The 16,253-nt window shown below is 37.4% G+C and carries 14 protein-coding genes; 8 read left to right on the forward strand and 6 right to left on the reverse strand.

Translation table 11 applies throughout. The features are described 5' to 3' along the window. Positions 1-282: 282 nt before the first annotated feature. From AC1M9A_RS03800 to tssH, 6 genes are read right to left on the reverse strand one after another with little or no spacing between them, the layout of a single operon-like run. Positions 283-1,260: a M15 family metallopeptidase gene (locus AC1M9A_RS03800; protein ID WP_180029098.1), complete on the reverse strand. Its 978-nt coding sequence runs from the start codon at positions 1,258-1,260 to the stop codon at positions 283-285. Continuing rightward, positions 1,257-1,874, reverse strand: coding sequence for a hypothetical protein (locus AC1M9A_RS03805; RefSeq protein ID WP_481609681.1), 618 nt, complete (start codon positions 1,872-1,874; stop codon positions 1,257-1,259). The genes AC1M9A_RS03800 and AC1M9A_RS03805 overlap by 4 nt, the downstream gene beginning before the upstream one ends. A 12-nt stretch (positions 1,875-1,886) precedes the next feature. Beyond that, entirely contained in the window at positions 1,887-2,690 is an 804-nt protein-coding gene (icmH, locus tag AC1M9A_RS03810; protein ID WP_481609682.1) for a type IVB secretion system protein IcmH/DotU, read from the reverse strand. Between the two features lie 19 nt (positions 2,691-2,709). Then, positions 2,710-4,074, reverse strand: a complete 1,365-nt coding sequence (gene tssK / locus AC1M9A_RS03815; protein ID WP_481609683.1) for a type VI secretion system baseplate subunit TssK — start codon at positions 4,072-4,074, stop codon at positions 2,710-2,712. Between the two features lie 5 nt (positions 4,075-4,079). Beyond that, the gene (gene tssA / locus AC1M9A_RS03820; RefSeq protein ID WP_481609684.1) at positions 4,080-5,198 is read right to left on the reverse strand and encodes a type VI secretion system protein TssA; all 1,119 of its coding nucleotides are present in this window, start codon (positions 5,196-5,198) and stop codon (positions 4,080-4,082) included. 22 nt (positions 5,199-5,220) lie between these two features. Next, entirely contained in the window at positions 5,221-7,917 is a 2,697-nt protein-coding gene (gene tssH, locus AC1M9A_RS03825) for a type VI secretion system ATPase TssH (RefSeq protein ID WP_481609769.1), read from the reverse strand. Positions 7,918-8,351: 434 nt separating this feature from the next. Here tssH and AC1M9A_RS03830 point away from each other — a divergent pair, with 434 nt between their 5' ends. From AC1M9A_RS03830 to AC1M9A_RS03865, 8 genes are all read left to right on the forward strand, one after another. After that, positions 8,352-8,939: a hypothetical protein gene (locus AC1M9A_RS03830; protein ID WP_481609685.1), complete on the forward strand. Its 588-nt coding sequence runs from the start codon at positions 8,352-8,354 to the stop codon at positions 8,937-8,939. Between the two features lie 28 nt (positions 8,940-8,967). Further along, a complete protein-coding gene (gene tssB / locus AC1M9A_RS03835; protein ID WP_092766613.1) occupies positions 8,968-9,480 on the forward strand; it encodes a type VI secretion system contractile sheath small subunit in 513 nt (170 codons plus the stop codon). Further along, on the forward strand, positions 9,473-10,954 hold the full coding sequence (tssC, locus tag AC1M9A_RS03840) for a type VI secretion system contractile sheath large subunit (protein WP_092766612.1): 1,482 nt from the start codon (positions 9,473-9,475) through the stop codon (positions 10,952-10,954). Before tssB ends, tssC begins: the two co-directional genes overlap by 8 nt. A 44-nt stretch (positions 10,955-10,998) precedes the next feature. Beyond that, positions 10,999-11,502: an Hcp family type VI secretion system effector gene (locus AC1M9A_RS03845; RefSeq protein WP_092766611.1), complete on the forward strand. Its 504-nt coding sequence runs from the start codon at positions 10,999-11,001 to the stop codon at positions 11,500-11,502. Positions 11,503-11,570: 68 nt separating this feature from the next. After that, positions 11,571-12,050, forward strand: a complete 480-nt coding sequence (gene tssE / locus AC1M9A_RS03850; protein WP_092766610.1) for a type VI secretion system baseplate subunit TssE — start codon at positions 11,571-11,573, stop codon at positions 12,048-12,050. Positions 12,051-12,063: 13 nt separating this feature from the next. Further along, positions 12,064-13,872, forward strand: a complete 1,809-nt coding sequence (gene tssF, locus AC1M9A_RS03855) for a type VI secretion system baseplate subunit TssF (RefSeq protein ID WP_092766609.1) — start codon at positions 12,064-12,066, stop codon at positions 13,870-13,872. Beyond that, entirely contained in the window at positions 13,836-14,831 is a 996-nt protein-coding gene (tssG, locus tag AC1M9A_RS03860; RefSeq protein WP_481609686.1) for a type VI secretion system baseplate subunit TssG, read from the forward strand. Before tssF ends, tssG begins: the two co-directional genes overlap by 37 nt. Next, positions 14,828-16,234, forward strand: coding sequence for a hypothetical protein (locus tag AC1M9A_RS03865; protein WP_481607149.1), 1,407 nt, complete (start codon positions 14,828-14,830; stop codon positions 16,232-16,234). Before tssG ends, AC1M9A_RS03865 begins: the two co-directional genes overlap by 4 nt. The last annotated feature ends 19 nt before the right edge of the window (positions 16,235-16,253 follow it).

Raw genomic sequence — 16,253 nt, forward strand, 5'->3', positions numbered from 1 at the left:
AGAAGTGAAACCTCTTAGCGCTGATGGTAGTGTGGGGTTACCCATGTGAGAGTAAGTCATCGCCAGCTCATTATTCTAAACACCCCCTTCAATACAAGGGGGTGTTTTTTTATGTGAAAAGAAAAAAATAAACAAATAAAATTAAGGGAAAGGCATGGGTACGGGAAAATTAACTTCTAAATCAATGTCTTCACATAGTTAATTACAAGCGCAAAATATATCAATAAATACAAAAATGCCTGTATCGTTAACAGGCATTTTGAAAAGAGAATCAACGGATTATTACTGTTCTATATTGCTTGCCATTAAATTACCTTGTTCAGCTTCTCGCATGAAACGATCATGAGTTTCCTTGCTACGAACCAAGCCAGGCATTCGATATTCTGTATGACCGTAGTCATGAATTTTTGTCCAACGTCCTCCCCAAACTAAACCGACAGACTCAGCAACTTGACCATATAACTGATAGCCACGCATAGCCCAAGGATCACGTTCAGAAATAACGACTTTACCATCTCGCTTGAATGCGACATCAGCTGCCAAACCAAATTGGTGATAGCTACGGTATGCAGTCGCTAAAGTGGTTGCTTTATTCCGAGATAGGCTATTTTGTCGTGCAGGACTACGATAACCCTCTAGTAATACTAATTCATAGCCATGTTGTTCCTTCATAATTTTGAAGACCATAAGTAATCGTTGTTTATAGCGTGGATGCATCTTGTCCCACTTACGATTTACCATTGAAGTATCGAGATGACCATGAGAAAACTCTGAATTTTCTACATTAGGAATAGTTGTAGATGAAACAGAACCGCCAGTTTGAGCTTGATATTGTTGCTCAAGACGTACAGCTTCAACGATTGCTGCATCGACGAGACTTTCTTCAACCTCTGGTGGAGGGGAAAGAATTTCCCCATTTAATAAGTTATAAATTTGAGGATCAGCTTTCTTTAAATAGTTCGCTTCTATTTTTGTAGGATCAACGGGTTTTGTAAAAGCAAAAAGCATAATACTGCTAAGTAAGAAAAAACCAGCAATGAGTATCCACCATTGCTGTAAGTGCCAATGCGTTTGAATTTGGTCTGCTGAAGCAGCATGATTCATTTCATGTGCAAATTTACGTGCGTTTAAAAGCTTTTTTTTACCTTGTGGTAATAAGCTTTGTGCAAAATCTATTACTTTTTGTCTTATCTCATAAGACATCAATAAAGTCAGCGCGATGATCAATATCACAAAACTGACAATGATAAAAAAAATCACGGTGCAGGTTCTTTAGCAGTTCGTGTGACTGAAATTTCTACACTGGCTACAGGAATATCAATATTTTCATCAGTATCAGCTTTACTTTCAGCAACTTTATTTGGGCTGGATGTCGTAGGCTTAACCTCAGGCTTTTTAATGGTTTTCGGTAATGTTTCAGTTGTCGTCTTTTTTACTGGTTCTGCTTTAGGTTGAACTTGGGGAGTTTTGTCACTTAAAGGTTGTGCTTGATTAAAAGTTGATTCAAAGGGATTCTTACTTGAAATCACTGGTTGAGTTGCTTGAGCGGAGTTGGTTTGCTGATGTTTGAAAATATTATTAAGCTCATTTAGCTTGGGTTGAGCTTGGTGATATTCATCAGGTTCAGATTGCTCGTTTTGATCAGCTTGGGTGATTCCCGAATCAACATTGGATAATTTATCATTTGAGTGTGTTGAATCTGTATCCGCTGCGTTAATCGGTTGGAAGCTTGGTTGATTTAAATAGGTATAAAAAGCTAAAGATGTGGCAGAGATACCAATTGCCACACCAATGATCCCACTTACTAGAGGCGAAATTTTTTTATTTTTTTTAGTAGGTGTAAGGACTCTAATATTTTTCTTTTCTTGGCTCATATTGAATATCTTTTATGGTAAATGAATCGTTATGTGGGCCTGTTCAGCAGGTGCACTAATGACATTATTATATTGAGTCATGGCTTTGGTCTCTTGTTGACTGAGCATATAGCGAAGTCCAGAAAATGCCAATAATGCAAAGAGGAGTAAAAATAAGAGAATCCAAGCGAATGGAAGTTCTTTATGAATAATGTTTTTAATTTGATCAGGCAATGCAGCGAAAGGTGAAAAGAGGGCTTTTTTACCTTTTAAATAATCTATTTCATCGCCTACGCGTGCAACCAAATGATTTAAGCTTTCAATTGATTCAATACGGTATTTACCTTGAAAACCTAACAGTAAACAGTAGTGAAAAACTTCTAAAGCCGCTAAGCGATCTTTTCCACGAGTTCTAATTTTTTCTAATAAGTCAAAAAATTGATAACCTGCGAGTTGAGATCCAAATAAAGTTAACTGAAGAGGACTAATTAACCACGAATTTTGTAAATGGAAATAACTAGGGTCCTGTTGTGTGACAATCGTTTCATCAAGTAATGCACAAAATGCATATTTTGCATCATGGATATCCTCGGCTGAGAACTGCAACTTCTTCGCTTGTAATTCGAAACGTTGTAGTTGATCCATGATTTTTTGGCGAAATTCATCGACATTGTCAGGAACGTATTGGTTACGAATTAAAAAAACGATATAGAAACCGTCATGCATTAAATCAACCAAATTAGAAGACTGTGTCAATTTATTCTGTTGCTGTGGTGTAGAGCCTGCTCCAATCTGACCGTCATCGAACAGTGAAGGTGCTCCATTAGGCATATTCATATTTTTCTCTTCTCAATCTCTAGCCATTCATCACTGCGATGAGTTCAATACTGATATCTTGGAATCCAGCAGGTACATAAATACAGATGGTTTCAGACTCCAACATGCGTTGATAGAGTTCATGATGAGGTTCAATTTCAAAATAACTCACACCAGAGCGGACTGGAATCGCAGTAGGTACTTGCATCAAATGGTGAATCGGAATAGCAGGCAATGCAGAGACGACACGTTGCTCAACATCGACTGTTGTGCCCACTTTAAAACGTAGTGGGACAATTTGTACAAGTTCGTGTGTCTGCATCATTGAACTAGACACAGCAATATACAGACGAGATTCGCGAGTGATCTTATCTGACTCTAAGCTACCAACCCAATACGAAGGACGTATTTCTTTAAGACTGATATTGAAGTATCGACTTGAAATGATTGTGTCGAGTAACTCTCTTAAAATGACATCTAACTGCGCAAAGCTATCTTGTAAATTATGATGTTGATATTGAGGTAAATGTTCAACTTCATAGGCTGTTGAGAATGTCAGTAATGAGCCAGTCAATCTGAGTAATTCAAAAAATAAGCGTTCAGGGTGAATTTGGGGATGAGTCAATAAATGGCTGAGAGTTGCATGAGCAGTATTCAATGCATTCACTAGCCAAAATGAAACAATGTCACCTGATCTAAATTCAATTAATTTTTGTTCGTTTTCGCGATTGTTGGTTTGAATAGTTTTGATTTTTGCTTTAATGACATTCAAGGTACGTTTTAAATTAGCAACCAATGACTCACATGAAGCAATATGCAAAATTGGTGGAATAAATTTTGTATCAAGTTCAAAGTTTCCTGAACTATGACGCTTAATTTTTCCTATCGGCAAATATAAAAAACCATCCAGTTCATGAGGAGTATTATTCTGAGATTCCAGTAATTTCAGCTCAGCACGACGACGAATGTAAGTAATTTCAGCAGGTGTGGCATCTGTGAACAAATCATGAGTTTCATTCAGATACGAATGATATCGACTTGGTTGTGTCGAAGCCTCATGGGCGATATTACGCTTGTTTGGTTGAACGATAGGGAGCGCAAGAAAAATGGTCATTTCACCACGGAAATTGAGCTCATCAAGCAGCACGGGCTGAGGTAAAAGATCTCGCGAAGGAGCAGCGTAAATTTCACCATCTTGCCAAATCATTTCAATGTGCTCGATTGCTAGCACATGGGTCGTTAATTGAGATTCATCAAATTTGAGCTGTTGTACCCCATATGCGAACGGAATTGTGGCACGAATAGTTTGATTTAAACGCTGTTCATGATAACTGTCTTGAATTTGAAAGTGCTGTGGTCTTAAAAACAGACCTTCACCCCACAGTACTTTTTCTGCTTTAAACATTGAGATTACCATTCATTAGATTCATTGCTATTTTTTACACCCAAGAGTTCGTGGACTGATTCCAATGGGTTGTTATCGTTTTTAATAACTTGTGCGAGCCATTCATGAAGCGGCATTTGGCTCCATTTAATGGTTTTTTGAAGCATATAACTTACAGGACTATGTGGTTCATTTGCTTGAAAATAATCCGCAATATCTTTAAGCACCCGCATTGCTTGTTCACGATTTTGTAGATGACTTTGTGGTTGAGGTTGAAATGACTGCTGAGTTACTGCTGCTTGTATATTTGCTGTTGGAGCAGAATTTATATTTGAATTGTTTTCTTGGAATTGTAGGTCTTGATTCATGTCAGGAGTATCCTCAGACATTAAAAATGCATCTGCTTTATAAATTTTTTTCAGTGTTTTATGTATGTCTTCCAACTGAGAATCAGTATTTGCGAAACTTGGAGCATCTAATTGCATCAGTTGATCAAGTACTTGCTTGAGGGTATCCCAGTGCGTCAAAATTTCTAAAAAGAACTGATAATTGTTGTATTGGAAACTTTTTGAGGTATTAAATAAGCTTTGTTCGAATTGCTCGAGTTCTGGATGATTCTGAGAAGATCCATAATCATCAGCATTTTTTAATCTTACATTTTGTTGATGCAGTAATTTTTCATAATCATAGATTGAATAGAAAGGAGCTGAATTGATGAGTGGAACACGTTTAATCAAAGCAGGTAACTGAGAAGTCAAACCTTGCAATAAACCCAGACGTTGATCTAAATCATCATCTTCAATTTCAGGATGTATATCTTTCCAATAATTGGATAACATACGATGTGAAAGCTCAAGGCTACGAGCGACTCCTTCGTAACCGTAGAGTTGACTCCAAGCCTCGCTTAACCAAGTCAATAAACGAATATCTTTACTTTTTTGAGTCAGAACATCGATACATTTTGCCGAAACAAATGACCAATCTGCTTGTTTAGGTTCAGCTACCCAATCTCCCATATCTAAGAGCGGATCATCTTGGGTTTTCGCTTTCTTGATTTCATGAAATTCATTCGAAAAAGATAGATCTTCGCCACAGATTGCTTGATCTGAGATTGGTTGAAGTAGCTTTTCTATATCAATGTTCATATTAATTTATATACTCAAATAATTATGCTTCAACAATTTTCTTTTTGGCGGCTTTACGCTTTTTCGGTGCTGTTGTTGGATCTAATCGATACTCAATCACGTCATCTTTGCTATCAATTTGAATTAATTTAGGCACTTTGTTATCCGCTAAGGCAATCAATATTTGTGTTGCAAGTTCAGGTAAAACTGAAGAGTTTAGAATATTGTCTACATTACGTGCGCCACTATCGACTTCTGTACAGCGACTTAAGAGGAGTTCCACCAAATCATCGGTGTATTCAACACGTGTTTGATATTGTTTGAAAATACGATCAGTAATTTTGCCTAACTTATGATGAATAATACGCACAAGTAGATCATCATGGAGTGGGAAGTAAGGCACGATACGCATACGTCCCAAGAAGGCAGGTTTAAACTGTTTATATAAACTTGGTTTTAAATGTTCAATTAAGTCTTCTGCCGTAGGCCATTCTTCTACAGGTTTAGTCAAACAGGCCTGCATAATTGCGCTTGAGCCAGTGTTAGAGGTCAATAAAATTGTGGTATTTTTAAAATCGATAACACGTCCTTCACCATCTTCAAGTGTGCCTTTGTCAAAGACTTGGTAAAATAACTCTTGAACATCTGAATGTGCTTTTTCAATTTCATCTAACAAAACAACGCTATACGGATTGCGTCTAACAGCTTCAGTGAGGACACCACCTTGACCATATCCTACATAGCCTGGAGGCGCACCTTTCAATGAGGAAACAGTATGAGCCTCTTGATACTCAGACATGTTAATCGTGATGAGATGAGATTCCCCACCATACAGCTCATTGGCTAAAGCTAAAGCCGTTTCTGTTTTCCCCACACCACTTGGTCCAACCAACATAAATACCCCTTGAGGCTTGTTTGGATCTTCAAGTTTTGCTTTAGAGGTTTTGATTCCTTGAACAAGTTGATGCAGGGCATAGTCTTGACCCATGACGCGTTGTTCCAGTTTTTCTTCTAAACTTAGAATTTGCTTAATTTCGTCATTGACCATTTTTCCTACAGGAATACCAGTCCAGTCTGAAATAATCTCATTAATGATTTGTGCATTAACACGTTCAAATACCAGAGGTTGTTCACCTTGTAATATTTTTAAATCGGATCTAAGTTGCTGAATCTGATTTTTAAAATCATTAATGTGTTCTTCATCTTTTAATTCAGAATTTTTTTGCTCAAGTGTTTTGATTTTTTGAACAATTTCTAGTTCTTGTTTCCACTTTTCAGTTGTGGCATTTAACTCATTTTCTATTTCAGTTATCGTATTTTTAAGATTGGAGAGGCGTTCGTCATGCTGTGGGAACTGATTATTCTCTTGTTCCAAAATATCTAATTCAAGCAATAAATTATGATGTTGAGCATGTAGCTGATCTAACTTTACCGGCTGAGCATTCTGAGTTAATGCCACACGAGCGGCAGCAGTATCTAAAACACTCACTGCTTTATCTGGGAGTTGTCGACCAGCAATATATCGATGTGAAGAATGAACAGCAGTCACAATGGCTTCGTCATCGATTTGAAGATTAAAGTGTTTAGCCATGACAGGAATCATGGCGCGAAGCATATCAATCGCAACTTCTTCAGTCGGTTCTTCAACGTTGACGACTTGGAAACGACGACTGAGCGCCGCATCTTTTTCAAAATATTGCTTATATTCAGCCCATGTAGTTGCAGCAATTGTTCTTAACTCGCCACGTGCTAAGGCTGGTTTAAGGAGATTCGCCGCATCATTTTGACCAGCTTGACCGCCTGCACCAATCAGTGTGTGTGCTTCATCAATGAAGATGATGATAGGATGAGCGGAACTTTGAACCTCTTGGATGACTTGTTTTAAGCGATTTTCAAACTCACCTTTTACACTTGCACCTGCTTGTAATAGACCCATATCAAGAACATGGATATGTACATTTTTTAATGCATCAGGCACTTGGTTGTTGGCAATCTTCAGCGCTAAACCTTCAACGACAGCAGTTTTACCTACGCCTGGCTCACCTGTTAAAATAGGATTATTTTGACGACGACGCATCAGAATATCCAACATAAGGCGAATTTCAAACTCACGTCCAATGACAGGATCAATCCCACCGTTAAGCGCTTTTTGAGTCAAGTTAATGGTGTATTGATCTAGTGCAGGTGTTTTTGCATGAGACTCTGAACTTTGAATCGTATCCTGATCCTGAACATCATTTTGATGATCAGCTTGAGGGAGATGCTCTTCAATGCTAGCTTTACAAATTTCTATAAATTTGTGTTTCATCATATCAATCGGGAACAGATCGAATAAACTCGATGCACGAAGCGCGATTTGATATAAATCTCCTGCAGTCAATAACGCAACTAATAAGTGCCCGCTACGGATGACTGGGGTTTGATCTGCGGAAGCAATAAGCCAAGCTTGTTCTAGCAGACGTACAATCGATTGAGCAAAAATAGGTGTACGCGTATTGCCTTTGGGCAAGTGCGAAATCGTTTCTTGTAAATCATCGATCAGTGCATTTTTAGAAATTTTATAGTGATTGAGCAAAATAGAGAGATCATTTTTTACGTTTTGATTTAATAATTCGAAGAGTAGATGTTCAATTTCGATTTCGTAATTTTGTTGATTAATACAATAATTTGCAGACTTTTCTAGTGCTGTTCTTGTCGTAGGAGATAGTTTTGTAATCAAAATTTTCAAGTTATTCATCAGAATTCTCTGTGTTCAAATTATTTATAGTTACTTAAAATAAACCTACATAACGTCTATTTTTAAGATTTTTAACGACTAAATATTTAATAAACAATAATTTTTAGTATGAAAAAATTCACCCATATTTTTTATTCTACCTAAATAAAGGTGATAAAAAAACTATCCTATAGTGTGAATCGTTTACAGAACTATATAATTTTGTAACTTAAAAAACTTAATTGTTTCTTTATTATAATGGTCATAATGTTGACTAAGTTTGCATTTATAAGTTTAAATTTTAATTAAATCTAATATATATAGAAGACATTGCTCTAAACATTGAGTGTGTTAAAAAATGATTTAATGAATCATATAGTTAATGTAAATTTTATAATAAATGAGGGTGTATTTTGAATACTAAAATTCTGCTTACAACTCTGCTAATTGGGTTGGGGATGGCGTCTACAACTTACGCAGATGAAGTAAAACTCAAAAGAGGTTGTGTTAAAGATCATCCATTAGTAGCGGGTGAAACAGACCAGACATTGCTACAAATTTATGCTCAAGCATGTGATAAAAAAAATAAAGACAACAAAAATGGTTTTCTAGCACAAGCAGCTCAGCGTTTTCAACAAATCGGACAAAATCAGAAAGCACTTCAATTGGTGAACAGTCTTAATGCACAAAATGTTCAGCACTCATCGTTAACAGATACTAAGTTTTTAGCTGGAATCGGAATCGCGAATGAGGCATTAGAGCAAATGCGTGGACCAGAAGTACGTTATTTGACTGAAGAGACTTACGAACCTGCGTTGGCACTTTCTGAAGCAGTTAAAAAAGCTAAACCTTTGACTGTAATCGAAACCAAAGTTGAAGAAGCACCTAAGCGTGTTCAAGAGACTCGAACTACTCGACAGCCTGCACGTACGACGCGCCGTGCATCGACTCCAGCAAAAACAACATCCGCTAAAACAACGACACCTGCGAAAGTTGAAAAACCAGCAGCACCAAAACGTGAGAATCCATTTGGCTCGTTGAACTGATCAAATTACAAATTTAGGAAAAAATAATATGGCTAAGCGTGAAAGTGTTCAAAAAAAATTACAACGCATTCGACCACCTCGAGTACAACTGACGTATGACGTAGAAGTAGGTGATGGTAAAGAAATAAAAGAACTTCCTTTTGTTGTTGGTGTATTAGGGGACTTCTCAGCAGCATCTGAACTTGAAAGAACCAAACTGAAAGATAAGAAATTTATTAATGTGGATTTGGATAACATTGATGAAGTAATGAGTTCGCTAGCACCAAGAGCAGCCTTTCAAGTTGAAAACACAATTTCGGAAGAGGGTGGAAATATGTCGGTAGATCTTACTTTTAACTCAATGGAAGATTTCCGACCTGAAAATGTTGTTCAACAAGTTGACCCTTTACGCAAATTGGTTGAAGCGCGTGAACGCCTTTCAGATTTGCGTAATAAAATTTCAAATAGTGAACGTCTAGAAGATCTGCTTGATGAAATTCTTCAAAATACAGATCAAGTACGCAAATTAAGTGCTGAAGCAGGAGGCGACGACCGTGAGTAATTTACAAACCGCACCTGCGACAAGCAATGCTGTTGAAGAAACGAGTCTTCTAGATTCGATTGTTGAACAAAGTCGAATTGCGCGTAACGATGATGAACATGTTCGTGCGAAAAATTTAATTGGGGAATTAGCCAAAGAAGTTATGGCTGGAACAATTACTGTTTCAGAAAACATGACGGTCTCAATAGATAAGCGTATTGCTGAAATTGATGCTTTAATTTCTGCTCAATTAAGCAAAATTATGCATCATGAACAGTTTCAAAAGATTGAGTCGACTTGGCGTGGACTTTACTATTTCTGTCAAGAAACACCTTCAAATCCTTTAATTAAAATCCGCATTTTAAATACCACTAAAAAAGAATTGATTAAGGACTTCCAAGGCGCAACTGACTTTGATCAAAGCACATTGTTCAAAAAAGTTTATGAAGAAGAATATGGTTCTTTTGGTGGTGCACCTTACGCAACTTTGATTGGTGATTTTGAATTCGATCGCACACCGTCAGATATGTATCTTTTAGAACAAATCTCTCATGTTGCCGCTGCCTCTCATGCACCCTTTATTTCAGCAGCAAGCCCTTCAATTCTAGGTCTTGAATCTTTCACTGAAATTGATCGTCCTCGTGATGTATCTAAAATTTTTGAAACTGCAGAATATGTACAGTGGCGCTCATTCCGTGAAAGTGATGATTCTCGCTATGTGGCTTTAACTATGCCACGCGTTCTGGGTCGCCTGCCTTATGACCCTAAAGAGGGTTGGGCAACAGAAGGCTTTAACTTCGTTGAAGAAGTCTCAGGTGAAGATCACGATCAATATCTCTGGATGAATGCAGCATACGGTTTCGGTACACGTTTAACGAATGCATTTGATATGCATGGTTGGTGTGCAGCAATTCGTGGGGTTGAAGGTGGTGGTTTAGTAGAAGGCTTGCCAGTACATACCTTCAAAACCAATGATGGTGAAGTCGTATTTAAGTGTCCGACAGAAGTTGCGATTACGGACCGCCGTGAGAAAGAGTTGAGCGATCTCGGTTTTATTCCATTAGTACACTGCAAAAACACAGACTACGCAGCGTTCTTTGGGGCTCAATCGACCCAAAAGCCTAAGAAATATGATAGCGATACAGCGAATGCAAATTCAGCACTCTCAAGCCAGATTCAATACATCATGGCTGTGTCGCGTATTGCGCATTATTTGAAAGCAATGATGCGAGATAAAGTCGGAAGTTTTGCTTCAGCTGGAAATGTAGAAAGCTTTTTGAATGATTGGTTATCTCAATATGTATTACTAGATGATGGTGCATCACAAGAGGCCAAAGCTAAGCGCCCGCTTCGTGAAGCATCTGTAAAAGTTGTGGAAGACCCGGCGAACCCTGGTCACTACAAATCGGTCGTGTTTTTAAGACCGCACTTCCAGTTGGACGAGTTGTCGGTATCTTTGAGACTTGTCACTGAGTTACCTCAGTCCTCTAATTAAATAGAGCAACTTTATAATAACGTTAAATAAAACAGGAAATCTTCATGAAAGATATATATGTTCAATTTCGAGGAAAATACAAAGTAGACGGCGAATCTCGTGACACTGAGCACAAAGATTGGTTGGAAGTTAATTCTTGGTCTCATAACATCCGTCAGCCTAAATCTGCGACATCTTCAAGTGTTGGTGGTCATACTTCTGAGCGTGTTGAACATTCAGACATGTTATTCGTTAAAGATTTAGATGCGACTAGCCCGAAACTTTGGGAAGCATGTTCTGCTGGTTACACTTTTGATGAAGTACAAATCGATTACTACCGTGCGAATGGTGATAAGCGTATCAAGTACCTTCAAATCAAATTGAAACATGTTCTAGTTTCAAGCGTAACACCATCTGTAAATGCTGAAGGTGTTCCGACTGAAGCATTTGGTTTGAAATATGCTGCTGTTGAATGGACATACAACCAACAAGATATCGATGGTACTCAAAAAGGTGCGATCACGAAGCAATGGTCACTTTCTAACAACACTGCAAGCTACAAAGCTTAAAGTCTTGAAAGTGAGAGGAGTAGGGGCTGACTTAAGTTGGCCTTTATTCATCTTTTAGAGTAGGCAAGATGAAAACAAATTTAGATCATCTTTATCCATTTGGCTTCCGTGCAACTTTATTTGACCGCTTGATTCCAGAATATGAGGATCAGATCAAAGGCTTATCTATGCAAGAGCTACGTGAATCTGTTGCACATGACTTGGAAGATCTACTCAATAGTCGAGTAGCCAAGTTTGATCAAATTGATGACTTCCCTACGGTTAAAGGCTCGATTGCACAGTTTGGCATTATTGATTTTGTTGGATTATCAACAGCCAATCCAATGGATCGAGACAAAATTTGCCAATCTATTCAGCAGTCCATTGCGGCACATGAACCTCGCCTACGACAAATTCAAGTTGAAATGTTGTTAGACAGCGACAATATGGGCGCACTTTGCCTCAGTATTCAAGCATATTTAAATATCCATCCATTGTATGAGCCTGTAGTTTTTGATGCTTTATTGAAACCAACGACACAACAATATGTAATTTCGGCTAGATCTTAAGATTGGGGCTTTTGTGATAGAAGAACTTTTACCGTACTACGAAAAACAATTACAAGAATTTGGTCAACAATCTCGCGAGTTTGCTCAGAAGTATCCTAAAATTGCCCAACGGCTCTCGCTCAACCAAGAACAGATTGATGATCCACACATTGAGCGCTTAATTCAGGCGTTTTCGTTGATTGCTGCTCGAATTGATAAAAAATTAGCAGACAGTTATGACGTTTTTACACGTGCTTTATTTGAGGTGATGTTCCCTCAATATCTAAGACATTTTCCAAGTTGTACTGTCGTCAGTTTCGAGGATCAAAATAAAATAAAACAATTAACTGAAGCTCACGTCATTCCGCAGGCAACAACGCTAAAATCACGAAGCTTTAAGGGGGTACAATGTGAATTTAATACCTCTCAAGCTGTACGATTACTTCCCATTCAACTGAATCAAGTTCAATTTAAAACGAACCCAAGTGCTCAAATTCATCTCAATCAAAATGCCACTTTGCAATTAAGTTTTGAAACTTTCAATGAAGCAGGCTTGTGGATTCATCAAGAAAAACTCCCTATTTATTTAGATGCTATTTCAAATTTTCCGCTGCAAGTTTTGGATAGTATTTTCAAAAAAGATACGACTTTTACGGTACGCATTGGAACACAACTTTATCAAATTTCTAATCCATTTTCCTTAATGGGCTTTGAGGAAGATGAGAGTTTATTGCCTATTGATCAACATACACATCATGCCTATCGCTTGTTGATGGAATATTTTTGTTTTGCAGATAAATTCAGCTTTCTTAATCTTGATTTGTCTTTTTTAAGAAATTTATTAGATCAGCAAACGAGTTTTGATCTCCAAATTCATTTTAAGTTAAACCTAAACGATCAGGCGATTATTCGTAATTATTCAGAGCTGAATGTTGCAAATTTCAAATTATTTAGCACGCCGGCTGTTAATCTTTTTGAAAAAAATGCTGAACCACAAAAAATACATCATCGACAACTTGAATATCCATTGATCACGGATGCGCATCATCCTGAGTTTTATCAGGTCTATTCGATTCAGAAAATGCACATGGTTCGTGAAAAGATTAATCAGGAACAGGTTTATCATCCAGTGTTGCCGTTCTTTGGAATGAGTCATTACCATGATGAAAATGTCCAATTTTTCTATGCATTGAACTCATCACAGCTCAACAATAAGTTTGTTGAAACGGGTTATTCCATTATTTCTAAGCATTTACAGCCGTATGATACAAAGTCTGATTTTATTAGCACCGTATTGCTATGTTCGAATCGGAATTTACCGCATGAAGCATTAAGCCAGTCAAATAATATTTTAAATCTGAATGATAGTAGTTTGGCACGTCGAGCGTTGGTATTGAAGCGTCCGAGTTTACCCTATCAATTTGAGCAAAATCAGAAAGAGCAATGGCGCATTATTTCTCATCTTTCATTAAATACGTTAGCACTGATGAAAGGGGATGCGGTAGCACATTTAAAAGAATTATTAGAGTTATATAACTTACCGGCGAATAAAGAAAATCATCTGTTAATTAATTCGATTAAACAAATTGAATTTAGCCTGACGCATAAGTTGGTTGAAGCAAAACCTTTCCCGCTTTTCGTACGAGGACTCAAAGTTGTTATCCGAATCGATGAACAAATATTCAGAGGTCATAGTCTTTATATTTTCAGTCAATTGCTGAGTCATGTGTTTAACTTAAAAGTGCAGTTAAACAGTTTTGTCGATGTCATAATCGAAGATGCTCAATCACAACAGGAGTTATACCAATGCGTGCAGAACGTTGGTGGCAAGAAGCTTCTGTAATAGACCATTTATTTCAACAGCCGACTGCTTATGAGTTTATTCAGTCGATTCGATTGTTAAGACATGTGCCCTTTGCTCGGCCACATACACCATGGGATCGTGATTTTAAATTTCATCCTTCCTTAGAGCTTAACTTCCCTAAAAAAGAAATTGAATCGCTAGCTTTAGAAGATGAAAAAGTTCAGCTTACAAATTTAATGGTGGGTTTGACTGGCATGCAGGGGGCATTACCCTATAGCTATACCAATAAAGTTAAATCAGCATCACGCAAATTTCGAGTTGAAACAACGCAATTCTTGAGTTTATTTAATCATAAGCTCACTTCACAATTCGTTGATGCGACGGTCAAGTACAATTTACCAATACGGTATGAGGTCGAGTCTGAAAATCATTATCTGAATATTATCCATGCTTTAAATGGTTATATTAGTCAGCAACATCAACAACAAGAACTTGATGATTATTTTGCTGAATTTGCAGGATTAATGCAGGGGCAAAATAATACAGCACATGCTTTAAAAACCATGATTGCACAGGTATTTAATCAGCATGTGGCAATACAAGAGTTTATCCCTGAAAAATTTAAATTAGAGCTTCAGCAGAGAACATCCTTAGGAGGGGCGACGCCAAGCTTGTTAGGATTGAATACATTTTGTGGAGAGACTATTACCCAAATTGATGGCAAAATTGAAATTCAAATTGGACCGTTGGATCGTAAAACTTACCTAGATTTTCTACCACAACAAAAACTAAGTTTAAAATTAAAAAAACTACTACAAAGCTGGTGTAGCCCAACCTTATTGGTTGATGTTCGTTTAATTTTATCAAAACAAGAAATACAGCCTATTACTTTAAATTCGGAGCATTCTATGGGGCTTAGTCAGGGTGCCTTTTTAGCTCATAATCAACCGCTAGACAATGATGAAACTTGCTACCCATTGCTTGGAGTAGCGTCATGATCAAAATCATTGTTGGAGTATTCCTTACTGTTTATCTGGTGATTTCTGCGATTGTGGTGCTGTATTGGCGTGACATCAATTTTGATCCTTCTGGCAGTGATCTACTTATCTTTTTTGGATTGTTACCTGTTGCAATCACTGCTTTTTTGGTGATGCCATATATGATTTATCATTGGATAAAAGAGCAAAAAAATAAACAGAATGATCCTCAACTTAGCGATGAGGTCGCAATTGAGGAGCTACAGCCTGAGCCTGTGGAGTGGATCAATTTAAATGTCTATCGCGCTTATGCACTCAATGCTTTGGGTGAAAATCATCTGATTATTGATGCGATTCGGGAATTCAAGAGTCCTGAACTTGATGACAAATTATTGAATGGGTATGGCTTGCCTATTCTGAGTTATCGAATTTCTGATTTAGACGTCGAACAAGATGAAGAGGATGAATATAGCTTCAAACGGCAATACCGCATTCACCAATTGATTCTGACTCAACTCGAACAACAAACAGAAATACTCTGGGAAATTAGTGAGCATTTAAAAAAATCTGCACTTTTCTACGATACTCAAATTAGCCAATCTTATCGTATGCATCCAGCATGGATTGATCCTCAGGCTGAGTATCATGATGGGGAAGAAGATACTCCTTCTGTGCAGCAAGTTTATCGACTGAATAAGCTTAAAATCCACCTGATTCTCGCGGAAGAATTACTGCATGTTTGGGATGAACAAGATTCTGAGCAACTCATTTCAGACTACCTGAGTCAGCTCAATTATATTCCTGAAGTGTTTCACGTGGAACACCACTATTGGGGTGCTGAAACAAGCTATAGTGAATGGATTCATCTTTTACAAAGTATTGAAAAAGATGAGTCGTCTATAAGTCTTGTGTTTATCGTTGATTCCGAAATTGACCAAGATACATTAGATGAAAAGATTTGGATTTCAGAGCAGTATATTCCTGCAGAATATATTTCGAGCTGTTGTTTAGCTTCACCTAAAATTCAAATTGAAAATGTTTTACCTACGAAAACATTAGATATTGCGATAAATGAAAAACAACTGAAACAGAGTTTAGATCGCTATAACATTGATCATCAGTTCAAAGTGGAAAATGAGCAGCCCTTTACAGTCCTGTTGGATGACATTACTCAACTCAAAACACTTAAGAAAATTGAGCAAAATTTTGCCAATACGAATATTGAGCAACATCACTATTTAATGCTTTTTCCAACACTTGGGAATACACAAAGCTTAGCTAAAATTTTTGGCTTTACTCTCGCTTTTCAGTTTGATGATGCCTTGATGACAATGGTGTATACAACTCAAAACCCAGATGTTCAGACATTTATTCAAACTTATCAATCAGAATCAGACATAAATCCTGAGCAGCAAAACGTTTAAAAATTTACGAAAAAAATGA

The sequence above is a fragment of the Acinetobacter sp. ANC_7634 genome (assembly GCF_056779875.1).